We start from the raw sequence: 23,874 nt of genomic DNA on the forward strand, positions 1-23,874 counted from the left end.
TTTTTGTGAAGCTAGCGTCCAAGGGAACCGAGTGCAACCGCCAGGACACACTCACGGAAAGAACCGATCAAACGGACGTGTTCCAACCTGCGCTGCCACGATTTGAGCACGATTTCGGCAGCATGTGGCACAAGTTGACGCAGGGGAGAATGATCGTGTCAAAGTTGGGGCTTGCTGCGGTGCTGGTGGGATCGCTTGCGCTTGGCGGCTGCATGCAGGCGACGCTGTCGCCGGCGACGGATGTCGCGATGACGTCGCGCGATCGGCAATTGCTGGCGCATCCGCCCTATGCGGATGCCAAGATCCCGCAGCAGTTCCAGCGGCACATTGTCGAGTACACCCGTCGGGAGCAGCCGGGCTCGATCCTGGTCGATACCGACGCGCGCTACCTCTATTACGTGCTGCCCGGCGGCAAGGCGATCCGTTACGGCGTCGCCGTCGGCGAGGAGGCGATGGCCTTCTCCGGCGTCGCCACCGTCGGCCGCCTGGCCGAATGGCCGGATTGGGTTCCGACCCAGGATATCCAGGAGCGGCTCGGGCCGTATCCGAAGCGTGTCGCCGGTGGACCGGCCAATCCGCTCGGCGCCCGCGGCATCTACCTCTACCAGGGCAACAAGGACACGCTGTATCGCATACATGGCACCAACCAGCCCGAATATATCGGGCAGGCGATCTCGTCGGGCTGCATTCGCATGACCAATGGCGACGTGATCGACCTTTATCAGCGGGTCAAGCCGGGCGCGACCGTGGTCGTTCTGCCGCCGGGACAGAGCGCGTAATTCGAATACAAAGTGTATTGCGGCCGATCGCGTCATCGCGATCGGCCGCAAGCTTTTTTAAAGGTCGGTCAGGCTTCAGCGCAGCGGCATCGGCGGCCGAACCACCGGGCCGCCATCATCCGCGTCAACAACCGAGGACTGCTGCTGCACCGGCCGCGGTGCCGCAACCGCCTGCGGGGCGGCGGCGGGAGCCGGCAGCGGTGCTGCTGAAGCGGGCGGTGGAGGCGGCGGGATATAGGCCTGCGCCGGCCGGCGCACCGGCGGCGGCGCAACGGCGGCATGCGGCGCCGCCTGCGGCGTGACCGCGGCGCGCGGGCGCGGCGGAGCGACCGGCCGCGGCTCGACGGCCCTGGTCTCGGTCGTCTTAGCGACGCGCTGTGCCAACTGATCCTGGCCGGCCTTGAGCTGATCGATGCTGGTCTTCAACTGCTCGATCTGCTGTCCCATCGACGCGAGATCGCGCGCCATCGATTGCAGCAATTGCGTCTGGTCGGGTGCCGCTGCGGCTGGTGCCGCCGCGGTAGCGGGCGCAACCGGCGCTCCTGCGGCAGCCGGTGCCGCGGCAGGGGCGGGCGCCGGCGCGGCCGTGGCGGGCACGGCCGTGGCGACGTCCTGTGGCGGAGTGGCCGGTGCAGCTTCAGCTGCCGCCTGATCGGCTGTCGCCGCCGGTGCTGGCGGCGCACTCACCTGATCCGAGGCGGAGGCTGCCTTGCCTGGGATCAGCGAAGTCAGTGCAGCGATCTGAGGCGCCCACTCGGCGGCGATCTGCTTGGCGCGATCGCCGTAGTGCTGCCACGCCGCGGTGCCCATGGCGCCAGCGATCGCGAAGCAGAACCAGAAGGCGCGGATCGCCCATTTGCTGGTGGGGCGCGGCGCGCGGTCCAATCTGATGTCGTCCAGTCGGCCGTCATGGCTTGGCGCGCTATAGGCCGGCTCGGCCGCTACTGACATTGTCGTGACCGGCGGCACCGAGGCGACGGCCGCGACCGGGGGTGTGGACGAAGGCGCGAGGCTCGAGCCGAAATAGGGCTCGCGTTGCCCCGGCGCTGCCCTTCCGGCAGGCGCAGCGGCGTTGTCCGGGCGTACCGGAGCGAAGCTGGGTTCGATCGCGAAAATATCGTGTGGATCTGCGTCTTTCAGTGTCGATTGCATGGCGGTCCCCGTTTCATTCCAAGGTCAACCGCAAATGGGCGGCCGGCAAATTTACGCTCTGTATTGACCCCTGACCCTGTCCCCACGACTCCAGTCCGGTTTGACCAAAGCAAGGCGAGAGGGTGGAGAGGTTGGGGAGTTTCGGGAACCCAAGCCGGGGACGAAGCGCACGAACGTCCACGGCCTCTCGCGCAGCGCCCCTACCGCATTCCGGATGAAAGCTCCCTGGGTTGTGTGGCGCATCCACCACACCCGAGGGCAAATCGCATGGCGTCCGGCACCTCCGACCGTGCTCCGCCACCGTTCCGCCCCGATTGGATTCGGCTGATAGGCCGTTGGATTTTCGGCTTGGGCTGGGGGCGCAAGTTGGGGGTGCAACATGTCACGCGACGATGCAGTCAACTCGTACGTCGGCGTCAAATGCAGCGCGCATGGTGCTGCGGCCCCGATCCCGTTTGCGCATGCCCAAAAGCCGCTCCGGCTACTTGCCGTGATGATCGGCGCGGCGTCGCTCGCGGCGTGCGCGCAGTCCTCCGTTGTCAGCCAGCGCTCACAGGCGCTAGCGAGCCGGCCTGCGTCGATCGAACCGACGCGGGCTGCGTCCTCTGCGACACGCACACGTGTCGCCACGGCGCGCAAGCATACGCCGTATGCCTCGCGCAGGACCGGCCACACCAAGATTGCGTCGCAGGGCGTCGCGAGCTTCTACAGCGAGGAGCAGCCGACCGCGAGCGGCGAGAAGTTCGACGGGCGCGAGTTGACCGCCGCGCATCCGACATTGCCATTCGGCACCAAGCTGCGCGTGACCGACGTCAAGAGCGGTCGTTCGGTCACCGTGCGCGTCAATGACCGCGGACCCTACGTCCCCGGGCGCATCGTCGACGTCTCGCATTCTGCGGCGCAATCGCTCGGCATGATCGGCAAGGGCATCACGAATGTCAGGCTCGACGTGGTGCAGTGAACCGCGCCGCACAGGCGAGGTCCGGGATTTTTGCCAGCTCGATCGGGAAAAAGTCCCGGCGTTGCGCGCGCTTTAATCCTGTTGTCCGAATGACGGCGGCAAATAGAATTGTTGCCGCTACTTCCCCGCGCTCTCCATTTCCAGGCGCGTGGATTTCTACCCAATGAACCTTCCCCGCCTTGGTGTCCCTCCAGGGCGGGGTTTTTCTTGTGGCCGCCATGCGCGCCGCATGCGCCGACAGGGCGAGCCGGCGCCATAACCTCCGTTCTGCTTTGGAGGGCGGCCATGCCAAACAACTATCAAGAAACTGACGGCTTCGCACGCTCGAGGACGGCAGAGGCACGCACCGGATCGAGGTCGGCCTCGATGCGCCGCGCGAGGGCACCGCGACGATGACTGGCAACAAGCTGCATCACGAGTACCAGCCCGACCTGATGCGCGTGGTCGCGAGCGGCAGCTGGCGCGACCTGCGCACGTTCGTGACGACCTGGACCTGCGTGGAATCGGCGTTTCGCGACACCGTGACCTGCACCTTCGAGGGGCCGCAAATGCGATTCGCGCGCAGCGTCAACTCATTGGCGCTGGATATGCCGACCTTGATGGGAAAGCTCGCCTAGGCGCGACCGAACGTTGCGCGCTGGCGGATCCTGCGCCGGCGGTTCCACCAAATTGTCACAGTCCCAGCGAAATCCGGCCCAAAGCCGCTGCCAACAAACGCCGGATGGACCAAGTCGGCGAGGGACAAGCGTTGGCCTACAAGATGATCGCAGAACGCGAGAACGAAACGGTCAGGATCGAGCGCGAGAGCACCTTCATCATCATCGCCAAGGCCAAGGTCTGGGCGAGCGAAGGGTGGCAGGTGGTGATCACCGACAAGGACGGGAAATCATACCCGCCCGAGGAGTTCGACAAGCTGCTCGCGGCTTAACGCCAAAGCGCGATGAGTTCGGGTTGAAGCTTCATCGCGCTTTAGCCCTTCAGTTAGAGCATGATCTCCTCGGAAAACCGCTTCGCACTTTTCCGGATCATGCTTTAGCGTTGCGCTGACACAAGCAGCATCATCGGCCGTTCGAGCTCGTCGGCCAGTTCGGGCGCGGCCTTGACCTGCTCCCGCGTCGGGCAGAACTCCTCGACATGGCGCAGCGTGAAGCCGGCGCCGATCAACACGTTGAGCGTGGTGCCGATGGTGCGGTGATATTTCAGCACGCCCTTCACATACCAGTCGGTCCGGCGTTCGCCTTCGATGAAGTAGCGGTTGACCGGCCAGGTCTTGCGGCCGTCTACGTCCTGCCCCCAGTCCGGATGGACGGCCGCCATGTAGACCGGATGCTCGACGGTGAAGACCAGATGCCCCTCCGGGACCAGCGCGCGATACAGCATGCGCGCCAGGCGATCGAAATCCCTGATGTAGTGGAAGGCGAGGGCGGAGTAGGCGAGATCGAATGTCGATTTCGGCAGCTCGAGCGTCTCGAGGTCGGCGATCTCGTAGGTGATCGCCGCATCCTGCGTCATGGCCGCGGCGCGGGCGATCATGTTCTGCGAGAGGTCGATGCCGAGCACGTCGGATGCGCCTTGCTTGCGCATCCAGCGCGATACCCAGCCGAAGCCGCAGCCGAGATCGACCACGCGCTTGCCCGCGACATCGGGCAGCATGGCGCGGATCGCCGGCCATTCGGGCGCGCCGAGCAGTCCGCGGACCTGCCGCGGCAGCTGGCTGTAGCCGGCGAAGAAGCCGGGATCGTCGTAGATGTTCTGCGCCATGGCTCTTTCTGTAACCGCCGCCGCACCGTGTGGGAACCGCTGATTGTGTCGCGCCCGGCGCGCTGCTGGAACCAGACGCGGCGCTCAGTGGTTTCTGATGTCAGCAGTCGACAGCCGAGGAGAGCGCCATGTTAGCCGAGATGCAAATCCACACCATCGCGCGGCAGATGCTGTTGAAGCACGGTCCGGAGGCGATCGCCCAGGCCGCGCAGAACGCCGTTGCTTGCGAGAGCAAGGGCGAGACCGACGACGCGCGCGACTGGCGCCATATCGAGGACGCGCTGAAGATGATGCGCGGACCGCATCAGAGCTGACGGCGGGCGGGGCAGCGACCCCGCCGTCGCGCAACAACACTGGGACCGCGCGAGGCGAGCGCGGTCGCCGCAGATCTAACCGACGGACGCTAGCCCGCCCTGCGCCACCGCGGCACGGGATCGAGCGGCGTGCGGTAGAGCTCGCGCCGGTCGATGTCGGTGACGCGCACCGCGCAGCCGCGCGCCTTCAGCTCCGGCTTGACCTGCGACAGCTCGTTGGCGAGCTGGTCGGCGCGGTCGGAGGCGAGGCTGATGTCTTCGAGGATGATGGTTCCTTGATTGCGGAACTCGTCCCCCACCACGAGATCGAAGGTGTAGTACGGCATTCCGAAGTCTCCGTTTCGGTTTGCATCACAGGGTAACACTGAGTCGAGCATTCCCTAAGATGCGTGGCGCACAATCAACGTGCGATCGGCGCAAAAACGATGTGCAGCGCATCAAGCACGACGAACGAACAAGCCACGCCGCACGGCGAAGGAGTCCTTTGAACCAGCTCACCGCCATGCCGTTAAGATTTGATTAAAACAGTCGTCGCAAGCTCAGGACCAAGTGGAATCGCAGCGGAACCGGACTCCGGGAACCGGCAGCTGCAGGAGAAGGCCGGTGGCGTAACGCCCGCCGGCCTTTTCTCGCTGTGGATGCCGCGAAGCTAGTCGCGCAGTGCGGCTTGCCGCCGGGCGCGGCATTTCGGGCCTGGTCCGCGCATGTAGTACAATTCGGGGCGATAGGGATTGATGACGCCATCGATCAGCGCGACGCAGCGCGCGATGAGGCGGGCGAGGCGGCGTCGCAACGGCTGCAGGGCAAGTTCCATCGCATTCATGGCATGCCCTCAGTGCAGCTCGCCGAGGATGGCGGTGAACGGCAGCTCGAAGATCTCGGTTCCGATGTCGTCGGTGACGTGGACCGCCCAGTTGCGCCAGTCCTCCACGCTCGGTGTCATGACAAAGCTGCGCGCCAGTTGCTCCGCATACACGCGCGCCTCCGCCAGATCCATCGCCGCGCCGGTGCGATCCAGGATGACGTGCTTGTCGTCGGAGCAGTGAAAGAAAACTGCGGACATTCTTCCGATTCCCATGCCGAAGCGATTCTCGCGCGCTGCAATAGCAGCGCGCGCGGGCACTGAGAATCCGGGTGATCCCCCATCGGTAAACTACGGGGAATTCAGACGATTTGAATCACGCGGCCGTGATCAGCCCGATGTCAGAAGATCGGCTCGCCGATCGCAACCTCGCTGCGCGGGCCGAGCACGATCACCTCGCCGCTGGCGTCCTTGGCGCCGAGGATCAGGAGTTCCGAGGTGAAACCCGCGATGTTCTTCGGCCCGAGATTGCAGATGCACACGACCAGCGCGCCGACCAGCGCCGCCGGCTCGTAATTCGTGATCTGCGCGCTCGACCACATGATTCGCCCGGCGCCGATGTCGACGCCGACCTTGTAAGACGGATTGCGGGCGCGGGGAAACGGCTGCACCTCGACGACCTCGCCGATCCGGATATCGAGGCGGGCGAAGTCGTCGTAGCTGGCCTGCGGCTTGAGCGGGGACATCAGCGCTCCTGGAACGCAAGGCGGACACCGAGCGCGATATAGATCGTGCCGACCACGCGGCCCTGCCACTGCCCGATGCGGCGATGCCGACTGATCCACGGGCTGATCTGGCCGGCGGCGAGCGCCAGCAGCGAGGTGTAGACCGCGCTCATCACGACGAAGATCAGGCCGAGGGTCGCGAACTGCGCCACCGCCGAGCCGTGGCCGGGGTGCACGAACTGCGGCAGGAAGGCGAGGAAGAACAGCGCGGTCTTCGGATTGAGCATTTCCGCCCAGATCGCCTGCCGGAACGCACGCCGCGGATCGACCGGCTGCGCCGCCGGCAAATCCAGCTCGTCGTTCTTCTCGAACAGGGCGCGGACGCCGAGCACGATCAGGTAGATCACGCCGGCATATTTCACGACCGAGAACGCCAGCGCCGAGGTCATCAACACGGCCGAGAGGCCGAATGTCGCCATCGCGGTGTGGACGAGATCGCCGAGGGCGATCCCGAACCCGGTCGCGACGCCGACGCGCGCTCCGCCGGTGACCGAACGCGCGAGCACCAGCAGCACCGCCGGCCCGGGGATCAGGAACAGGCCGAGCACGACGGCGGCGTAGGTGAGGAGGGTGGTGATGTCGATCATGAAGACCTGTCCCGGATGTCAGGATGCGGCGATGGTAACCGCCGCGAAGCGCGGCTTCGGATCAAGCATCACGCCGGCGCTTTCGACAATGCGCATTTCCTCGGTCCCGCGCTGCGCCGTGCGCTCCAGCACGCCGTGGATGCCTGACGCAGCGTGGCTGAGCGCATCCGGCGTCGCAAGGCCGCGCGCGCGGGCGGCGACGAACAGCGCGGCGAACAGGTCTCCGGTGCCGGACGGGCTGATCGGAACCCGCGGCGTGCGCACGCGCCAGGCGCAAGTCTTGTCGGATTGAGTGCGCTCGATCGCCAGCGTCTCGATCTCGCTGTGCGGCGTGCCGGCCAGCTCGGCGCTGGTGATGACGACGGTCGCAGGTCCCCGCGCCATCAGCGCGCTCGCCTGCGCGACGACGTCATCGATCGTCGTCACGCGCGCGCCGCAGAGGAATTCGAACTCGAAATGGTTGGGCGTGATGATGTCGGCGAGCGGGCAGAGCTGGTCGCGCACCAGCGGCGGAATGTCCGATCGCACGAACATGCCGCGGTCGCGGTCGCCGAGCACGGGATCGCAGCAATAGAGCAGGGCCGGGTTCGTCGCCTTCGCGCGCTCGACGAAGTCGGCCACGTCCATCGCGATGTCGGCCGAGCCGAGATAGCCCGACAGGATCAGCCGCGCGGCCTCGACCGCGCCGCGCTCCTCGATGCCGCGCAGCAGGTCAGCGACCAGCTGCACGTCGAGCACCCGGCCGCGGATGGTCGGATAGCCCGGCCGATTGCTGAGCAGCGTGGTCGGCACGGCGACGACATCGATGCCGTGCAGCTGGATCGGAAAGCTGGCGGCGCTGTTGCCGACATGGCCCCAGGCGACCTGTGACTGGATTGAGATGATCGTCATCTTGTGCGCATCATCCGAACAGTGCGGCGTAGATGACGTAGAGCCAGCCCAGGATACCGTGGATGATGGCCCACAGGATCGAATGGTTCTTGGTGTAGGAGATCGCGATCGCCAGCGCCGAGCCGAACCCCACGCCGTATTTCGCGCCCTCGACGCGGACGCCATAATATCGATTGCCGTTCATGGGGAATCCTTCCAGCGGGAGGGCGTGAGCGTGGAGACAGCGTAACCTGCCAGTTGCCGTCAGTTCAACGGCGGATTGGGATTCCGCGGCATTGCTAAGCTCGATCATTCCTGGGCAAAGCCCTCGCCTTTACTGCCGGCATGACGGTGATGGAGTCGGCGCGCGCATCTTTCTCCATTCGCCGGGACGACATCGAACGTGTGGTGCGCTGCGAGTCATACATCCGCATTCTCGCGACATGTTTTGTCTGATCGCACCCATGGGCCGCGAGCAAAGGGCAGTAAGCGGAATATTTTCTTATTCTGATATCGACAGGTTTTGCTGAGTTGCCCGTGGGGCTGTTTTGTCGCAGGCGGCGCAGCCGGGTTTGATTTGCGGGTTCGCGTCGGGACCTCGTCTGTCACGCTGCGATCAACCGATCGTGTCGGATCGACGTGGAAGAAGATGCACGGGTGGACTGTCTTGCATCCAAACGCTTGCCTCATGGCGTCGGAACAAGACGGCAGAGCGATCGATCATGATGTGAGCGCGAACCGATCGGCGGTCGGCGAACAATGCGCCGGCGCGCCGAATCCAACAGGAGCAACTGATGTCAGGGATCAAACAGATTGCGGCCGCGCTGACCGCGCTCGCCATGCTGACGGCGTCGGCCATGGCACACGAAGTGCCGGCGGCGGGCCCATCCGCGCTCGTGAAGAGCCATGCCGCCGCCGGCCGCTGGAGCGGCGGTCCGCCGCGCATGGCGGTCCCGCATTTCGGCGAGTCCGAGGCGCTGCCGCGCGACCAGCCCGGCGGCGTCTGCGATCACGGCGACAATGCCATGATCTGCTGAGCCGGATCGTGCATGGCGGTGATCTCCGGCGAAAGTTGCGCTAGCCTTGCTGGGTCGTCTCCCTCCAGCTCGCGAGCGCCGCCGCCATGCACATCCTCCGTCCCCAGTTTCGCATTGAGCAAGACCGCGCGCTCGCCTTTGCGGCGGCGCGCGGCTTCGGCGCCATCGTCGCCGCCGATGCACGCGGCCCGCGCGCGTCCCACGTGCCGTTCGTGATCGAGCGGCGCGACGATCGCGTGATCGTGCAGATCCATCTCACCGCGAAGAATCCGCTGGTCGAGCTCGCCGACGGTGTCAGGCGCTTCCTCCTGATCGTCTCCGGCGATGACGCCTACATCTCGAACGACTGGTATGTCTCACCCGACAACGTCTCGACCTGGCTCTACGAGGCGGTGCATTTGTCCGGCGTCGCGCATCTGCGCGATCACGGCGAGAACCGCGGCCATGGCGATGCGCTGCTCGCGGTCTCCGAGGCGCGGCTGCAAAAGCAACCCTGGGACCTGACGCAGATGGAGCCCGGCAAGCGCGAAGCGATGCTGGCGGGGATCAGGGTGATCGACATCGTCGTCGACGAGATCGAGGGCCAGTCAAAGCTGAACCAGCACAAGAGCGATGCGGATTATGTCGCGCTGGTCAATCGCCTCGCGCGCGCGGAGGAGACGGCAAGCCAAAGGCTGGCGGAGAAGATGCGCGCGCTGCGGCCGGAGCTTGAATACGACATTGGACCGTGCGGAAGGCTGGTCAGCTCCGTGTAACCCGGCGCTGTCTCTACGCGACAGAGGGCGGATCACGCTTGCGCTAATTCGCGCCATAGAGCCGATCGGCATCGAATCCGCAAACGTGTTGTTAAGAATCGCTCCGCGCTGATTTGTTCGATTCCGATTCGTTCTTTGCGAACAAAATGGAGTCGAATGGGGAACATGTGGTGCGTGATCCATGTAGCCCGCACGAGCGAAGCGATATGCGGGCCTGATCACGTATTCTTGGAGCGGTCCCGGATGTCGCTTCGCTCATCGGGGCTACGCAGTCATGTGGTGGAGAGCGCCAGGAAGCTCACGACCTCGCTGTTGAATCGATCCGGCTGCTCGATATTGAGGATGTGAACGCCGGGCAGCAGGACGAGCTTGGCATCGGTGATTGTCGCGGCGATATCAGCGCTGTGGCTGGCCCGCGTGACCGTGTCGCTCTCGCCGCCGATGACGAGGGTCGGCGCCGCAATCAGCGAGATGGCGCGGCGGAGATCGACGTCGCGCAGTGCGGCGTAACATCCGGCGAGACCGCGCGGCGGCGTGGTCAACACCATGTTGCGGAATTCGTCGACGACCTCGTTCGGCGCGGCCAGCATCGTCGCCGGAAACCAGTTGCGCATGAAGCCGTCTGCGATTCCATTCATGTCCTTGGCCGCAAGCACCGCGCGGATCTGCTAGTCGAACGGCAGTTCGGACGCCAGATAGGACGAGGTGTTCGAGAGGATCAGGCGGTCGATGCGGTCAGGCGCGAAGATGCCGAGCCATTGCCCGACGAACCCGCCGAGCGACAGACCGAGGAAATGTGCGCGATCGATGCCGAGGGCGTCGAGCAGTTCGACCACGTCGCGGCCGAGCCGGTCGATCGAGTAGGCGCTCGTGGGCGCGTCCGAACCGCCGTGACCGCGGGTGTCGTAGCGGAGCACCCGAAACGACCGGCTGAGGGCCGGCATCGAACGATCCCACATGTGCAGGTTGGTGGCGATCGAGTTCGACAGCGCGAGCACCGGCCGATCGTCGGGACCGTCGATGCGGTACGCAATCCGGCAGCCATCCGCCGTGGTGAAGTGTCGATCGCCGCTCATCTCGTCAGTCCCTTGTGCTGGTGGAAGCCGGCAGGCTTCGCGTCGACCCAGGCTAGGACTCGCGCCTTCGAAGAAAAATTACTAAGATTGATCAATCTCTGTAGATTTTATGGACAATGGATCGGATCAAGCTGCACGATTTGCGCTGCTTTGACGCTGTCGCGACCGAGGGAAGCTTTCAGGCCGCCGGCACGGCGCTGAACCGGTCGCACCCGTCGGTGTTTGCGGCTGTCGCCCGGCTCGAGCAGCAACTCGGCCTTACGCTGTTCGATCGCAGCGGATACCGTATCGGGCTGACGGACGCCGGCCGGACGTTTCACGCACGCGCGCAGGTGACGCTGCGCGAGCTCGATCTGCTGCGGGGCTATGCGGAGCAGCTTGCAGGCGGAGAAGAAGTCGTCCTGCGCATCGTCATCGGCGACCTGTGTCCGCGGCCGCCGGTGCTGCAGATGCTCTCGGCGTTCTTTGCCCGCTATCCCAACACGCGCCTGCACCTGGAATATGAGGCGGTCGGCGGACCGCTCGAGCGCCTGATCGATGATAACGCCGATCTGGTGTTTCATCGCGCGGAGCCCTCCGATCCGCGCTTCGAACAGATCAGGCTCTCGCGCACGACCATGGTGCCGGTCGTCGCTCCCGGCTTTCTGCCGTTTGCGTGGACGAAGAAAGTCACGCCGGAGCAGATGCGCCCCTTCGCGCAGTGCGTCATCCGCGACACGGCGCGGCGAGCGTCGCCGGAAAACTTCTTCCTGATCGAAGGTGCGCATCAGTGTAGCGTGCCGGACCAGATGATGAAGAAGGAGCTGATCCTGCATCGTCTTGCCTGGGGCCATCTGCCCGCATGGCTGATCGAGGACGAGCTGCGGGACGGCAGGCTGATCAGCATCGCCGGACCGAATTTTCCGGGCCGCGAGGAAAATCTTGCGGCAGTCCGTCATCGCCAGCATTCGCACGGACCGGTCGCCGAAGCGCTCTGGCTTCACCTCAAAGGCTGGCGGCTCGCTCAGCGTGCAGGGCGGGCGACCCGACCGGTCCGCGCGAAGCGCGGCCGATAATGGGCGCGGAGTAACCCGACGCGGTGATGTCGTCGGTGGATGTCCGATTACGCTTGCGCTCATCCGCCGTACGAAGCGCCGCGGCATCGAATCGCGCAAACCTCTTGTTAAGTATTGTTTTGCGTCGATTTTTCGATTCCGATTCGTTCCTCGCGAACAAACTGGAGTCGGATCGGGAACGTGGCCGTGGTGCGACTCATCGATCGATCAGTGATGCGGGAGAACGCAGTGTGCCTGAGATGCGCCGCGGTGTTGCACGCCGAGAGCAATAATCCCATCATGATACAACATCGATTGTTCGGATGCGGTCGATGTATGTGCGTTGTTAACATCTGGATCGCGCCGATTTTCCTGATTCCGATTCGTTCTGCGCGAACAAACTGGAGTCGGATCGCGAACGCGATCGTTGTGCGGCCCACGGGAGCAAGGTGCAGTTTATGCCATAGCTTGCGCGACGATGCGGAGAGTTCGGCGCCGATCGCGCGAGGTTGCGAGGAACTATCGTGGAAATTGTAGTGAATCGTTGCCACGCGGCAACATCAAGGAACTATTTCAGGTAGCAATTCATCACGCCGCAATTATGTGACTGAATATTTCATCCCCAAGCGTTAGCGTGCAGTGGGGCCGATTTGTGGAGACCGCGGATGGATGCACCGCGAACTCGTTCGGCCTTGATTCCATCAACGATGCCAACCGAAGCCTCGGTAGGATCCAACCGACAGCACGCATGTTCCGCTCCGACGGAGCGATACTGGCAGACGCGAGTTCGTCCCTTCTTATTGGGGACCGCGGCGTCGCTCGTTTCCGGCAACGTCGCGGTCGCCGCGGACCGAATCCATCTGGGCTTCGACGGCTATCGCTCCGCGACCAATGACTATTGCATCAATGCGAGCAGCGTGCAGGGCGATCCGCAGACTGGATTCATGTGGCGCTTCAGCAAGAGCGGAACGCTTACCGGAGGACCTACCTTCCTCGATCTGCGAACGGACACTGCAACCGAGGTGTTTCCGCCATCGTTCGACGATCATGAGAAGTTCAGGGCCTGGGGCAGCGTCCTAGGACCTCTGATCGGCGAAAAATCCATATCAAACGATGTCAATGCGTTCCGTGACCAGGTCTGTTCGATATCGCCGCCGCCGCCGCCACCGCCACCAGGGCCGCCGGGGTCACCTCCGCCTCCACCTCCACCCACTCCGGTTCCACCGTCACCGCCGCCACCGCCTCCGCCGGGGCCACCGCCGCCACCACCACCACCGGCGCCGCCACCACCTCCGCCGCCATCGCCAATGCCGGTGCCGCATGCGAACCTCGCACGCGCGTTGGGGACGGACTTTGCGCGCAGCTACTTCATCTCGGACGCGATCCTTGCGGGGTTCAACCAGTACGCAAGCATCGCCACCAATCCTTCCTATGCGTCGATCGGCCACGGTTGGCATGCTTGGGTAACACCGCGCCAGGTCAATTTCACCGACCGCATCGTCGGACTCACGTCGTACGGCACGCTGTCTGAACTCACATACGGGCTCGACTACCGTGTCAGCCCGGATCTCGTTGCCGGCTTTGCGTTCAATCCTGAAAGCACCAAAGTCACCTACGACGGACTGAATGCATCGATTTACCAGTCGGGAATCGGCGGCGGACCCTACCTGGGATGGCTCGTCAGCCCGACGACACTGTTTGATGCCTGGCTCGGTTACGCACGGCTTGATCGTGCCTTCGACGTTTTCGGCCATGGTGCCAATATGCCTGTCGACCGCGTGTTTCTATCGGCGAGCCTGACCCAGATTGTCGATACGCCATGGGCGCGCGTCGTGCCCCGGTTCACGTTTTTTCATGCTCACGACGACGTCGGGGGCGTTACAAGCGGCCAGGGATTTCCCATCCCCGGCCAAGCCTACAGCTGGGGCCACGTCGAAGGTTCTGTGGAGGTCAATCGAGATTTCGTGGTCGACCAGCGTTTCCTACTGCAGCCGTTCGTCCAGGCAACGTTGCGATACGACACGCAACAGCTTGTCGATACCGTTACCACGATCGACGGCACCGACATTGGGCTCACGCGCTGGCATGGACAGCTGCGTGGCGGCGTTCGCGCCCAACTTGGATCGCAAGCCGAACTATGGCTATCGGGCGGCTATTTGTCATTCTTCACACCCGGGATCGATGCCTGGGAGGCGAAAGCGCATTTCCGGATGCGCTTCGACGAGACGAACTCGGCGTTGGCCGCTTATATGCCGGTCAAGGCGCCGCCGCCAGTCGCCCCGTTCAGCTGGACTGGCTGCAGTGTCGGCGTGAATGCGGGGTATGGTTCAGCCAAGGCGCAATTCTCTTCCGATCCAAATGGTGCCATCATCGATTTCGCGCAACGTAACGGCGTCCTTCCCGAAATCGCCGCTCAACAGGCGGGCTCGATCAGTACCCGGAACGCGGGAGGGCTGACTGCCGGCGGCGGCCTTTCCTGCAACGTGCAGTATGACAAGACGGTCATCGGACTAGAAACCGACATCAACTACACAGATCTGCAATCGTCCCAGCTGCGCGGGCCGTTTCCGCTCGCGGCCGGCGTATCAACCACCTGGGAGAACAGTTTTCGCTCGAATTACCTCGGCACGGTCCGTGGGCGTCTGGGATTCCTGGCCAATCAATCGAACATGCTGTACGTGACCGCGGGCCTCGCCTATGCGGATTATGCATTTTCGACGGCAACAGATTTTCCCGGCTTCAGTGGCTTTCGATTTGCGGGCTCCGACTGCCGTGTGAAGCCGGGCTGGACGGCGGGCGTCGGCTGGGAGGCCGTCGTGAGCGGCCCTTGGACCGCGAAGTTCGAATATCTCTATGTCGATCTCGGCGATCGGACGGCCCCGGCACCGCAGAACATCGGTGGGCTCAGCGCGTACGCTTGGGACCACTCGGCGAAATTGACTGAAAACATTGTTCGCGTAGGGTTGAGCTATAAGTTGACTGGTCCGCCAAGCAGCGGCAGCAGCTGGTTCTCGCGATAAGGCTGGGTGATGCCAAAGCTCATTGCCTATACGATGGACGGCCATGCGGTTCACATCCGGCCTGCATCGCCGGAGCGCGATTGGATGGATGCTTCCGACCAGCGCTATGCGTACCGCTGCCTGCCACTCAACATTGCAAACGCCCATGGCTGGGAACTGCTCTGTCCGTCAGGCTTCTCGGCTCGTTGGGACGGGCTCAATCATAAGGAGACCATTCGGGTCAAGGCTGATCTCGGCACCGACGCGCCGGCTGTGAGTCACTTCGGACATGGTGTATTGACCTTCCACGTCCCGTGCCTGTTCCGCACCGATCCTGGTTTCGACCTTTTTGTCACCGGACCCATCAACAGGCCGAAAGACGCCATTGCGCCGTTGAGCGGGGTCATCGAGACGGATTGGTCACCGTACACCTTCACGATGAACTGGCGATTCACGCGTTCAAACACAAAGATACGATTTGAGCGGGGGGAGCCCTATTGCCATCTTTTTCCGATTGAGCGTGGCAGTCTTGAGCGGATCGAGCCGGAGACGTTGCCATTATCGAAAGCGCCCGACATCGAGCGCGAGTACAGACTGTGGTCCGAAGGCCGCAACGCCTTCAATACCGACTTGCAGGACTCGGGATCGGGGGCAACGCAGCAGCGGTGGCAAAAGACCTATTTTCGGGGCCTCAATCCCTCGGGCGAGGAAACGCATGCGGATCACCGGAGCCGGCTTCGCTTGAAGGACTTCGTGTCAAAGGATTAGTCCGGCCGACGGGCCGAATTTGTGCGGGCAGCGCACGGCCCCACATCGCCCCGCAGCGCAATCGCTACGCGCCGTTGATGATGCACACGACTTCTTAATATTTGGACTCTCCTGACTTGTTCGATTCCGATTCGTTCTTGGCGAACAAATTGGAGTCAAATGCAGAACGTCGCTGTGGTGCGCGATGCGTTTCTCTGCTCCACTCGGCGCGCATAGGAGAGCGGATTGATGGCCAGGAAGGCAGGCAACAAGACCAGCAAGAAAGCGAACAGGCCCGCGCCGCGGCGCACGGTGCTCGTGATCGACGTCGGCGGCACGCATGTGAAGGTCATGACCGACAAGGAGCGCATCAAGCGCGAATTCGACTCGGGTCCAACTCTGTCCGCGACCGAGATGGTGCGGCAGGTCAAGCTGCTCACCAAGGACTGGTCGTATGATGTGATCTCGGTCGGTTATCCCGGACCCGTCGTTCACAACCGTCCGCTGACCGAGCCGCACAATCTCGGCCGCGGCTGGGCCGGCTTCGATTTTCACCACGCGTTCGGCCGCCCGACCAGGGTCGTCAACGATGCGCTGATGCAGGCGATCGGCAGCTATCAGGGCGGGCGGATGCTGTTTCTCGGCCTCGGCACCGGCCTCGGCTCCGCGATGATCGTCGACGGTGTTTACGAGCCGATGGAGCTTGGTCATTTGCCGTACCGCAAGGGCGCGACGTTCGAGGATTATGTCGGCGCCGCGGGTCTCGAGCGCCGCGGCCGGAAGAAATGGCGCAAGAGCGTCGACGACGTCATCGCGCGGCTGTCCGCCGCGCTGGAGCCCGAGTACATCGTGCTCGGCGGTGGCAATGCCGACAAGGTCGACAACCCGCCGCCCAAGGTGAGGTTCGGCGACAACGCCAACGCATTCGAGGGCGGATTTCGAATGTGGAAGAAGAGAGCGCGCAAGGCGAGCAGCGCGCGTCGATGAAACCGGAACCGCCACCAAATCGCCGCAACTGCCGAAGTTTCGCGCTGCTTCGCACTCCTGTTGTCGGAACTGATGGGTGCGCCGCTCGTTTTATGCGGCATAACATCCTGTTCCATGAGGAGTGAGCCATGCGAAGTTTCATTATTCCCGCGATCGCGGCCCTGGCGATCGGCGCAGCGACGCCGGCGATGGCCTACGATTCCGGCAGCCAGGTCTCGATGGAGGCCGCGCTCGATGTCGCGACCGGTCTCGGCATCGTGACGGTGTCCAATACCCAGTTCCTCGGCGACGAGTGGGAGGTCGAGGGGCGTGACCGCCTCGGCCGCTGGATGAAGGTCGATGTCGACGCGCGGACCGGCGAGGTGCGCAACGTGGATCGCGGCTGGTAGCCCGCGTCTTCACCGCTGCGTGAAAATTCGGAACGGCCGGCGGAGCAGGGCGCACGCCGGCCGTTCGTTATCCAGAACTGTCTGATGCCGTGCTTTGGCTGAATGGCATAAAGCTGGGGTATGCTGGTCCCATCATTCCGGGAATCGCCGCCAGCGCGGCGGCCCGTGAACAGGAGACCGGCCATGACAAAACCGTTTCCGTCCAAAACCCATATCGGCAATCACCTGCTGCATCCGGAAACCCAGATGCTGAACTACGGCTACGACCCGCAGCTGTCGGAGGGCGCCGTCAAGCCGCCCGTGTTCCTGACCTCGACCTTCGTGTTCCGCACCGCCGAGGACGGCAAGGACTTCTTCGACTTTGTCGCGGGCCGGCGCGAGCCTCCGGAGGGCATGGGGGCGGGGCTGGTCTATTCGCGCTTCAACCATCCGAACAGCGAGATCGTCGAGGACCGGCTTGCGATCTATGAGCGCACCGAGAGCTGCGCGCTGTTCTCCTCCGGCATGTCGGCGATCTCGACCACGGTGCTGGCCTTCGCGCGGCCCGGCGACGTGATCCTGCATTCGCAGCCGCTCTATGGCGGCACCGAGACGCTGTTCACCAGGACACTGGCGGGCTTCTCGATTCACGCCGTGGGCTTTGCCGACGGCCTCGACGAGAGTGTCATCCGCGCCGCTGCCGACGAGGCGATGAAGAAGGGCCGTGTCGCGATGATCTTCATCGAGACGCCGGCCAATCCGACCAACGGCCTGGTCGATATCGCGCTGACGCGGCGCATCGCCGATGCGATCGGCAAGGCACAGGGCCATACGCCGATCATCGCCTGCGACAACACGCTGCTCGGGCCGGTATTTCAGCGGCCGATCGAGCACGGCGCCGATCTCTCGCTGTACTCGCTGACGAAATATGTCGGCGGCCATTCCGACCTGATCGCGGGCGCGGCGCTCGGCTCGAAGAAGCTGATGAAGGACATCAAGGCGCTGCGCGGCGCGATCGGCACCCAGCTCGATCCGCATTCCTGCTGGATGATCAGCCGTTCGCTGGAAACGCTCAGTCTGCGCATGGAAAAGGCCGACCGCAACGCGCGGATCGTCGCCGACTATCTGCGCGACCATCCCAAGGTGGCGCAGGTGCATTATCTCGGCCATCACGATCCGGCGTCGCCTGCGGGGCGCGTGTTCGCGAGTCAAAGCAGCGGCGCCGGTTCGACCTTCTCGTTCGACATCGTCGGCGGGCAGCAGGCGGCGGAGAAATTCCTCAACTCGCTGCAGATCTTCAAGCTCGCAGTCAGCCTCGGCGGCACCGAGTCGCTCGCGAGCCTGCCGGCCACCATGACGCATTCCGGCGTGCCAGCCGACATACGCAAGCGGATCGGCGTGCTGGATTCGACAATCCGGCTCTCGATCGGGATCGAGCATCCGTCCGACCTGGTGGCCGACATCGCGCAGGCGTTGAGCCGGGTGTGAGCCAGTCAAAAGCGTGTAGGATGGGTCGAGCCAACGGGGCCGCGCGTCGCGCGGCCCGATGATAAACTCCACGAAACCCGTCCTACGGGCTACCAACCTCCGGAGAGAGTGCATGCTGGCAATCACGGCGATCATCCGCGCGAAGAAGGGCCATGAGGCGGCGATGCGTCAGGCGTTGCTCGACGTCGTCGAGCATGTCCGCGCCAACGAGCCGTCCACCGTCGGCTACTACGTCTCGCAGGATGTCGACAGTCCGCGGATATTTTCGACGTATGAGCGATACCTGGATCAGGCGGCGATGGACCGGCACAACAATTCGCCGGCTGTGGCGCGCTTCTTTGAGGTCGCGAAGCCGATCCTCGACGGCGAGGTGATAGTGGTCTTGGCGAACGAGATTGCGAGCAAGCGAGAGTAGGGCGTTCGCTACCGGGTCACAAATAATAGCCTGCTCCGGAAAGGCTCCGCCGCAGCGCATTCATTCTCCGATTTCGGTGGCGCGGAGCATTGCAGCCCGGCGCGGTCCACGATTTCAGGACAAACCCATCGTCGCGGAACTGCGCTCGAAGCGAGCGTACACCCGGACAACGTTGACGCGGAGGCGGCGCGCCGTTATTGGCGGCGCGGAAAATTCCGACGCAACGATACGGGATGGTCTCGATGCAAGTGACTTTGATGAAGGGCAAGATTCATCGCGCGCACGTCACCGAAGCGGACTTGCATTACGAGGGATCGATTGCGATCGACCGCAATTTGATCGAGGCCGCCGGTTTCCTCATCAATGAACGCGTCGACATCTATAACGTCGACACCGGCGCGCGCTTCTCGACCTACGTGATCGAGGCGCCGGCGGGATCGGGCACCATCGGCCTCAACGGCGCGGCCGCACGGCTCGCCATGGCCGGCGACAAGGTCATCATCGTCGCCTATGCCAGCTTCGACGCCGACGAGGCGCGCAAGTTTCATCCGCGGGTCGTGCTGGTCGACGACAAGAACCGGCACGTCGCGAAGGCTGCCGCCTCACCGGCGAAAGCATTGGCGGATGCGTAAGCTGGGCTACGCTAGGCCTTCTTGACGAACTCCGATTTCAGATTCATCGCGCCGATGCCGTCGATCTTGCAGGCGATGTTGTGTCCGTCGCTGCCCTCGGTGAGGCGGATGTTCCTGACCTTGGTGCCGCCCTTGACCACCGACGACGAGCCCTTGACCTTGAGGTCCTTGATCACGATGACGCTGTCGCCGTCCGTCAGCGGGTTGCCATGCGCGTCGCGCACGCCCGCTTGCTGGGCGGTCTCGGCGGCCGCGGCCGCATCGCTGCTCCACTCATGGGCACATTCCGGGCAAACCCAGAGAACGCCGTCCTGATAGGCATGCTCGGAATTGCATTTCGGGCAGTTCATTGCGGCGTCCATGGTCGAGATCGTCTCCGTCGTTGCGGGCGCACCGTAGAGGCACAGGCAGCCAAAGCAAGCAAAAACCCGGCGATTTGATGCGCAAAGCGGCGCAAAGGTGGCGAGCCGCTCGTCCACCCGCGGATGCTGATGGAACGGTCTGCGCCTCTATCCGTTGCCGTCCGTCGCTCGGCATTGCGCCCCTGTGCTTGCGGGGAACGGTTCACTGATCGTCGCGTCCGGGTCGGCAATTCATCCAGGAGCAATCGGCTGATCCCAAACATGGACGCGGAAGATGAATCAGAGAAATCCGGCTTTCGTCTGCCTTCGCACGTCGCTCGTCACCGCCGCCTTCACGTCGGCGTTGCTGGTGGGCGCTAGTCTTGTGAGCGCAAGTCTTGCCCACGCACAGCCAGGGAATTCGCGCGCGGATCACGGCAATGGTGGTCCCGGCGAGTTCGCCGACCTTGCCGAGAAGGTCGGGCCGGCCGTGATTGGCGTCAACGCCAAGGTGGCGGCTGCAGCGGATGACGACGACTCGTCTCCCGGTGACTCCCCCGGCGGTTCTCTCGGGCCGGACGGCTCTCCCGATCAGGACACGCCGGGAAGGGCCGTTCCGGATCCCGGCAGGCGCGGACCGGGCAATCTGCCGAAGTTGGGTGAGATGACCTCGATCGGTTCGGGCTTCTTCATCTCGGCGGACGGCTACGCAGTGACGAACAATCACGTCCTCGGCGGCAGCGACCGCGCCGATGTCCGCACCAGCGACAACAAGGTCTACAAGGCGAAAGTCCTGGGCAAGGATCCGGTCAGCGACCTGGCCCTGCTCAAGGTCGATGGGCGGACCGACTTCAGCTATGTCAAGTTCGCGGATCAAGCGCCGCGCACCGGCGATTGGGTGCTCGCGGCCGGCAATTCATTCGGCCTCGGAAACACCGTCACCGCGGGGATCGTCTCGGCGCGTGCACGCGACCTGGAAACGGGGTCGTCGGAAGATTTCGTCCAGATCGACGCGCGGATCAACCGCGGCGATTCCGGCGGCCCGAGCTTCAACACGCATGGCGAGGTGATCGGCGTGAACAGCCTGATCTTCTCGCCCTCCGGCGGCTCGGTCGGCGTCGCGTTTGCGATACCCGCGGATACCGTGAAGACGGTGATCCCGCAGCTGAAGGACAAGGGCTCGGTCACGCGCGGCTGGATGGGCGCCCAGATTCAATCGATCACCCCCGGCATTGCCGAAAGCTTAGGTGCGAACAATCTGCACGGCGCGGTCGTGGTCGGCGTGCAGACCGGCGGTCCGGCAGCGAAGGCCGGATTGAGGCGAGGGGACGTGATCACCTCGGTCAATGACGAGCCGATCAAGAGCGCCAACGAACTGACCAAGAAGGTCTATGCGAGCGCGCCCGGCAGTTCGGTCAAGCTTTCGATGCTGCGGGACAATGCGCCGAATTCGCTGAGCGTGACGCTCGGCCAGCTCGCGCAGTCGCAGGCGCCCGCCGGCGCGCCGAAGTGAGGCTGCGTTAGTGTGTCGGCTACTGCCCATCCTGCAGGCTACGTCTGCGGTGTGATCCCGCCGGCCTTGGCGATCAGCTCGAACGATCGCAGCCGCTTCTGGTGATCGTAGACGTCGGACACGATCATCAGCTCGTCGGCGCCGGTCTCGGCGACCAGCGCGTCGATGCCGGCGCGCACCGTCGCGGGCGAGCCGATGATGGAGCGTGCGAGCATCCGCATCGCCTGCACCTTCTCCGCCGGCGACCAGTAGCTCTCGATGTCGTCGATCGGCGGCTGGCTGAGGCCGCGCGCGCCGCGGAAGATGTTGGTGAACGACATCTGCTGCGTGGTCGCCAGCCGCCGCGCCTCCTCGTCGGTGTCGGCGGCGATGATGTTGACGCCGACCATGGTGTAGGGGCGGTCGAGCTGCTCCGACGGCTTGAAGCGGGCGCGATAGATCTGCAGCGCCTGGATCAGCAGCTCGGGGGCAAAGTGCGAGGCGAAGGCGTAGGGCAGGCCGAGCTCGCCGGCCAGCATCGCGCCGAAATTGCTCGAGCCGAGAATCCACAGCGGCACGTCGGTGCCGGCGGCCGGCACCGCCTGGATGCGCTGGTTGGGACCGGCGGCGGCGAGGAAGGCCTGCACCTCGAGCACGTCCTGCGGAAAGTTCTCGGCGGATTCCGGCGTACGGCGCAGCGCGCGCAGCGTGAGCTGGTCGGTGCCCGGGGCGCGGCCGAGGCCGAGGTCGATACGGTCAGGAAACAGCCGCGCCAGCGTGCCGAACTGCTCGGCGATGACGTAGGGCGCGTGATTCGGCAGCATGATGCCGCCGGCGCCGACCCGGATGGTCTTGGTGCCCGCCGCGATGTGCCCGATCACGACCGACGTCGCCGCGCTCGCAATTCCCGCCATGTTGTGATGCTCCGCCACCCAGATGCGGCGATAGCCGAGCGCCTCCGCATGCGCGGCGACATCGCGCGCGTTATAGAGCGCGCCGCGCGCGTCGGTTTCCTCGGTGACGCGGACGAGATCGAGAATGGAGAGGGCGGCCACGGCGACTCCGGAGCGTTAGGGACGGGAGCCGATGGTATTTGGCTGTGTCCAGGTGGATGCGAAACGGCGGGGAACAGCCGGTTCATGCAGATGCATATGGATGCGGTCGCCATGCCGGTCAATCCGCCCGATGCGATCGAGGAAGCAAGGCTGCCCGTCCAAAATATCGAAAACAACCCCATGCAAAGGTGCAGGCTGCCGCCGGCACTCGGAAAAGCGACTTGACGCGTCGGGCAAATCAGCGATACTTTTCCATTATTCCGAAATGACCCCGTCGCCCGCCGCCATCGGAGATTCGTCGCGTCAGACCCCAGACGATTGCGGCCGTGGCTGCCGTCGCGAGCAGATGCTTCAAGGTGTGTCCGCTGACGAAATGGAGCGTGTTCGCGATCTGATGGTCGAGCACCTCGCTGATCTTGGCCAGCACGTACAACATCATCGCGGCGGCGAATGCGATGCGGTCGGCGCGCGGCGCGCGATAGATCGACTGCCAGAGCGGAATGAGGATGAGCGGGAGGACCTGCAGCAGCAGATACGGTCGCAGGTCGCCCGCACCATGCCGGTCGGTAGCGACCCACCACGCGACGCTGGCGGCGGCGTAAAGCCCGAGCACGATCGCTTCGATGTTCGTCTTCGATTCCGGCCGGGTGTCGCCGCGGACGCCGACCAGCAGGCCCGCGCCGGCAAGCGCGATCGGCAGCATGTCCCAGGTCAGCCGGCCATTGTCGGGAGCAAGGTGAAAGAAGGCGGACCCGAACGCGGTCAGGAACAATCCGATCAGGAACAGGCGATAGCCCGGCCAGCCGGGGCGCAGCTGGTCGCTGTTGCGGTGAGGGCGCAGCGCCAGCCAGCCCCAGATCGCGACCAGGGCGAAGCCGATGTTCGACAGGACATCGGCTGCGTGGGGAATGCCTGACAGGGCCGAGTGGTCGGCGAAATCGTTGTAGCCCGCCGGCTGCGCGATGCGTCCGTGCGCCGCGAATGCCGCGATGATGCCGATCGTGATGATCGTCGGGGCGACTTTCATCCACGGTTTCACGGGCCGTTCGGAACCGGTCAATCCGTCCATCCGGAAGGTCGTTTGCATCGTCGGCTCCAAACAAAATGAGCAATGTTCAAGTATCTGGCATGGAAATGAGCGACGTTCAAGTTCATTTTTCGGGAGGGCCGATAATGCTAATGGGGAAGGTGCCAGGAGACCCGAGGCGTCAACGCGGCCTCCGGCTGCGCTCCGCAGCAAGGCGTGCAGCCCGTAGCCCGCATGAGCGAAGCGATATGCGGGGGCCGGTGCGAGGCGGATTCCGGATGTCGTGGAGCCTGTCATCGGGCGCGCGTTCGCGCGACCCGTTGGCTCATCCCGGCTACTGGGACAAAAGCGCAGGGCGTTTCGGCGAAGCGCAACTTGCCGAAAATGTGCTGACGATGGCGGCTTACGCC

32 protein-coding genes and 1 pseudogene are annotated in these 23,874 nt (G+C 64.2%); 18 read left to right on the forward strand and 15 right to left on the reverse strand.

Going from position 1 to position 23,874, the window contains the following annotated elements:
- Positions 1-149: 149 nt before the first annotated feature.
- Positions 150-779, forward strand: a complete 630-nt coding sequence (locus tag ACVI1L_RS32755) for a L,D-transpeptidase (RefSeq protein ID WP_016843930.1) — start codon at positions 150-152, stop codon at positions 777-779.
- A 75-nt stretch (positions 780-854) separates the two neighbouring features.
- Here ACVI1L_RS32755 and ACVI1L_RS32760 read toward each other — a convergent pair whose 3' ends face one another.
- Positions 855-1,931, reverse strand: coding sequence for a hypothetical protein (locus tag ACVI1L_RS32760; RefSeq protein WP_456784766.1), 1,077 nt, complete (start codon positions 1,929-1,931; stop codon positions 855-857).
- A gap of 379 nt (positions 1,932-2,310) precedes the next feature.
- Here ACVI1L_RS32760 and ACVI1L_RS32765 point away from each other — a divergent pair, with 379 nt between their 5' ends.
- From ACVI1L_RS32765 to ACVI1L_RS32775, 3 genes are all read left to right on the forward strand, one after another.
- The gene (locus tag ACVI1L_RS32765) at positions 2,311-2,892 is read left to right on the forward strand and encodes a septal ring lytic transglycosylase RlpA family protein (protein WP_143271147.1); all 582 of its coding nucleotides are present in this window, start codon (positions 2,311-2,313) and stop codon (positions 2,890-2,892) included.
- A gap of 392 nt (positions 2,893-3,284) precedes the next feature.
- The gene (locus ACVI1L_RS32770; protein ID WP_456784767.1) at positions 3,285-3,509 is read left to right on the forward strand and encodes a hypothetical protein; all 225 of its coding nucleotides are present in this window, start codon (positions 3,285-3,287) and stop codon (positions 3,507-3,509) included.
- 104 nt (positions 3,510-3,613) lie between these two features.
- On the forward strand, positions 3,614-3,820 hold the full coding sequence (locus ACVI1L_RS32775; RefSeq protein ID WP_057019948.1) for a hypothetical protein: 207 nt from the start codon (positions 3,614-3,616) through the stop codon (positions 3,818-3,820).
- Positions 3,821-3,924: 104 nt separating this feature from the next.
- Here the strand turns inward: ACVI1L_RS32775 and ACVI1L_RS32780 are convergent, their stop codons facing one another.
- Positions 3,925-4,653 carry a class I SAM-dependent methyltransferase gene (locus ACVI1L_RS32780; protein ID WP_456784768.1) on the reverse strand — a complete coding sequence of 243 codons (729 nt, stop codon included), beginning with the start codon at positions 4,651-4,653 and terminating at the stop codon, positions 3,925-3,927.
- A gap of 128 nt (positions 4,654-4,781) precedes the next feature.
- Here ACVI1L_RS32780 and ACVI1L_RS32785 point away from each other — a divergent pair, with 128 nt between their 5' ends.
- A complete protein-coding gene (locus ACVI1L_RS32785; protein WP_016840754.1) occupies positions 4,782-4,967 on the forward strand; it encodes a hypothetical protein in 186 nt (61 codons plus the stop codon).
- A gap of 89 nt (positions 4,968-5,056) precedes the next feature.
- Here ACVI1L_RS32785 and ACVI1L_RS32790 read toward each other — a convergent pair whose 3' ends face one another.
- The 7 genes from ACVI1L_RS32790 to ACVI1L_RS32820 all read right to left on the reverse strand — a co-directional run bounded on the left by ACVI1L_RS32790 (position 5,057) and on the right by ACVI1L_RS32820 (position 8,216).
- Positions 5,057-5,293 (reverse strand): hypothetical protein, encoded by a 237-nt coding sequence (locus ACVI1L_RS32790; RefSeq protein ID WP_016840755.1) that lies wholly within the window; start codon positions 5,291-5,293, stop codon positions 5,057-5,059.
- Positions 5,294-5,616: 323 nt separating this feature from the next.
- A complete protein-coding gene (locus tag ACVI1L_RS32795) occupies positions 5,617-5,790 on the reverse strand; it encodes a hypothetical protein (protein WP_229193178.1) in 174 nt (57 codons plus the stop codon).
- A 9-nt stretch (positions 5,791-5,799) separates the two neighbouring features.
- Entirely contained in the window at positions 5,800-6,030 is a 231-nt protein-coding gene (locus ACVI1L_RS32800) for a DUF6894 family protein (protein WP_028332292.1), read from the reverse strand.
- A 140-nt stretch (positions 6,031-6,170) separates the two neighbouring features.
- On the reverse strand, positions 6,171-6,515 hold the full coding sequence (locus ACVI1L_RS32805) for a tRNA-binding protein (protein ID WP_456784769.1): 345 nt from the start codon (positions 6,513-6,515) through the stop codon (positions 6,171-6,173).
- Complete coding sequence (locus ACVI1L_RS32810) at positions 6,515-7,141, reverse strand: LysE family translocator (protein WP_076832123.1); 627 nt, start codon at positions 7,139-7,141, stop codon at positions 6,515-6,517. Before ACVI1L_RS32810 ends, ACVI1L_RS32805 begins: the two co-directional genes overlap by 1 nt.
- Positions 7,142-7,159: 18 nt before the next feature.
- Positions 7,160-8,032, reverse strand: coding sequence for a pyridoxal kinase PdxY (gene pdxY / locus ACVI1L_RS32815; RefSeq protein WP_456784770.1), 873 nt, complete (start codon positions 8,030-8,032; stop codon positions 7,160-7,162).
- Positions 8,033-8,042: 10 nt separating this feature from the next.
- Positions 8,043-8,216, reverse strand: coding sequence for a hypothetical protein (locus tag ACVI1L_RS32820; protein ID WP_016840760.1), 174 nt, complete (start codon positions 8,214-8,216; stop codon positions 8,043-8,045).
- Positions 8,217-8,805: 589 nt separating this feature from the next.
- Here ACVI1L_RS32820 and ACVI1L_RS32825 point away from each other — a divergent pair.
- Positions 8,806-9,048, forward strand: coding sequence for a hypothetical protein (locus tag ACVI1L_RS32825; protein WP_057019953.1), 243 nt, complete (start codon positions 8,806-8,808; stop codon positions 9,046-9,048).
- 86 nt (positions 9,049-9,134) lie between these two features.
- A complete protein-coding gene (locus tag ACVI1L_RS32830; protein WP_456784771.1) occupies positions 9,135-9,803 on the forward strand; it encodes an FMN-binding negative transcriptional regulator in 669 nt (222 codons plus the stop codon).
- A 272-nt stretch (positions 9,804-10,075) separates the two neighbouring features.
- Here ACVI1L_RS32830 and ACVI1L_RS32835 read toward each other — a convergent pair whose 3' ends face one another.
- Entirely contained in the window at positions 10,076-10,441 is a 366-nt protein-coding gene (locus ACVI1L_RS32835) for an alpha/beta fold hydrolase (RefSeq protein WP_456784772.1), read from the reverse strand.
- Positions 10,442-10,471: 30 nt separating this feature from the next.
- Entirely contained in the window at positions 10,472-10,879 is a 408-nt protein-coding gene (locus ACVI1L_RS32840) for an alpha/beta fold hydrolase (protein WP_456784773.1), read from the reverse strand.
- Between the two features lie 116 nt (positions 10,880-10,995).
- Between ACVI1L_RS32840 and ACVI1L_RS32845 the strand changes: the two are divergent.
- Positions 10,996-11,130 (forward strand): annotated as a pseudogene (locus tag ACVI1L_RS32845) (helix-turn-helix domain-containing protein); the annotation flags it as partial.
- Between the two features lie 81 nt (positions 11,131-11,211).
- A complete protein-coding gene (locus tag ACVI1L_RS32850; RefSeq protein WP_309143568.1) occupies positions 11,212-11,934 on the forward strand; it encodes a substrate-binding domain-containing protein in 723 nt (240 codons plus the stop codon).
- A 1,095-nt stretch (positions 11,935-13,029) separates the two neighbouring features.
- On the opposite strand, the gene ACVI1L_RS32855 is transcribed toward ACVI1L_RS32850, so the two are convergent.
- Complete coding sequence (locus ACVI1L_RS32855) at positions 13,030-13,215, reverse strand: hypothetical protein (RefSeq protein WP_456784774.1); 186 nt, start codon at positions 13,213-13,215, stop codon at positions 13,030-13,032.
- Positions 13,216-13,220: 5 nt separating this feature from the next.
- Between ACVI1L_RS32855 and ACVI1L_RS32860 the strand changes: the two genes are divergently transcribed.
- From ACVI1L_RS32860 to panD, 7 genes are all read left to right on the forward strand, one after another.
- Positions 13,221-14,933: an autotransporter domain-containing protein gene (locus ACVI1L_RS32860; RefSeq protein ID WP_456784776.1), complete on the forward strand. Its 1,713-nt coding sequence runs from the start codon at positions 13,221-13,223 to the stop codon at positions 14,931-14,933.
- 9 nt (positions 14,934-14,942) lie between these two features.
- On the forward strand, positions 14,943-15,680 hold the full coding sequence (locus ACVI1L_RS32865; protein WP_456784777.1) for a DUF6065 family protein: 738 nt from the start codon (positions 14,943-14,945) through the stop codon (positions 15,678-15,680).
- Between the two features lie 228 nt (positions 15,681-15,908).
- On the forward strand, positions 15,909-16,646 hold the full coding sequence (locus ACVI1L_RS32870) for an ROK family protein (protein WP_456784778.1): 738 nt from the start codon (positions 15,909-15,911) through the stop codon (positions 16,644-16,646).
- 128 nt (positions 16,647-16,774) lie between these two features.
- Positions 16,775-17,035: a PepSY domain-containing protein gene (locus ACVI1L_RS32875; RefSeq protein WP_057019961.1), complete on the forward strand. Its 261-nt coding sequence runs from the start codon at positions 16,775-16,777 to the stop codon at positions 17,033-17,035.
- Between the two features lie 183 nt (positions 17,036-17,218).
- On the forward strand, positions 17,219-18,502 hold the full coding sequence (locus tag ACVI1L_RS32880) for a cystathionine gamma-synthase family protein (protein ID WP_076832148.1): 1,284 nt from the start codon (positions 17,219-17,221) through the stop codon (positions 18,500-18,502).
- A gap of 112 nt (positions 18,503-18,614) precedes the next feature.
- Positions 18,615-18,917 (forward strand): putative quinol monooxygenase, encoded by a 303-nt coding sequence (locus tag ACVI1L_RS32885; protein WP_057019963.1) that lies wholly within the window; start codon positions 18,615-18,617, stop codon positions 18,915-18,917.
- Positions 18,918-19,159: 242 nt separating this feature from the next.
- Positions 19,160-19,549 carry an aspartate 1-decarboxylase gene (gene panD / locus ACVI1L_RS32890; RefSeq protein ID WP_456784779.1) on the forward strand — a complete coding sequence of 130 codons (390 nt, stop codon included), beginning with the start codon at positions 19,160-19,162 and terminating at the stop codon, positions 19,547-19,549.
- Between the two features lie 11 nt (positions 19,550-19,560).
- On the opposite strand, the gene ACVI1L_RS32895 is transcribed toward panD, so the two are convergent.
- The gene (locus tag ACVI1L_RS32895) at positions 19,561-19,911 is read right to left on the reverse strand and encodes a zinc ribbon domain-containing protein YjdM (protein ID WP_076832150.1); all 351 of its coding nucleotides are present in this window, start codon (positions 19,909-19,911) and stop codon (positions 19,561-19,563) included.
- A 274-nt stretch (positions 19,912-20,185) separates the two neighbouring features.
- Between ACVI1L_RS32895 and ACVI1L_RS32900 the strand changes: the two genes are divergently transcribed.
- Positions 20,186-21,403, forward strand: coding sequence for a S1C family serine protease (locus ACVI1L_RS32900; RefSeq protein WP_456784780.1), 1,218 nt, complete (start codon positions 20,186-20,188; stop codon positions 21,401-21,403).
- 38 nt (positions 21,404-21,441) lie between these two features.
- On the opposite strand, the gene ACVI1L_RS32905 is transcribed toward ACVI1L_RS32900, so the two are convergent.
- Positions 21,442-22,437, reverse strand: coding sequence for an LLM class flavin-dependent oxidoreductase (locus ACVI1L_RS32905; RefSeq protein WP_229192674.1), 996 nt, complete (start codon positions 22,435-22,437; stop codon positions 21,442-21,444).
- 84 nt (positions 22,438-22,521) lie between these two features.
- Here ACVI1L_RS32905 and ACVI1L_RS32910 point away from each other — a divergent pair, with 84 nt between their 5' ends.
- Positions 22,522-22,662 carry a hypothetical protein gene (locus ACVI1L_RS32910; RefSeq protein WP_156436497.1) on the forward strand — a complete coding sequence of 47 codons (141 nt, stop codon included), beginning with the start codon at positions 22,522-22,524 and terminating at the stop codon, positions 22,660-22,662.
- Between the two features lie 13 nt (positions 22,663-22,675).
- Here the strand turns inward: ACVI1L_RS32910 and ACVI1L_RS32915 are convergent, their stop codons facing one another.
- Complete coding sequence (locus tag ACVI1L_RS32915) at positions 22,676-23,761, reverse strand: hypothetical protein (RefSeq protein WP_456784781.1); 1,086 nt, start codon at positions 23,759-23,761, stop codon at positions 22,676-22,678.
- Positions 23,762-23,874 lie beyond the last annotated feature (113 nt).

It is taken from the genome of Bradyrhizobium sp. USDA 4516 (genome assembly GCF_054055915.1).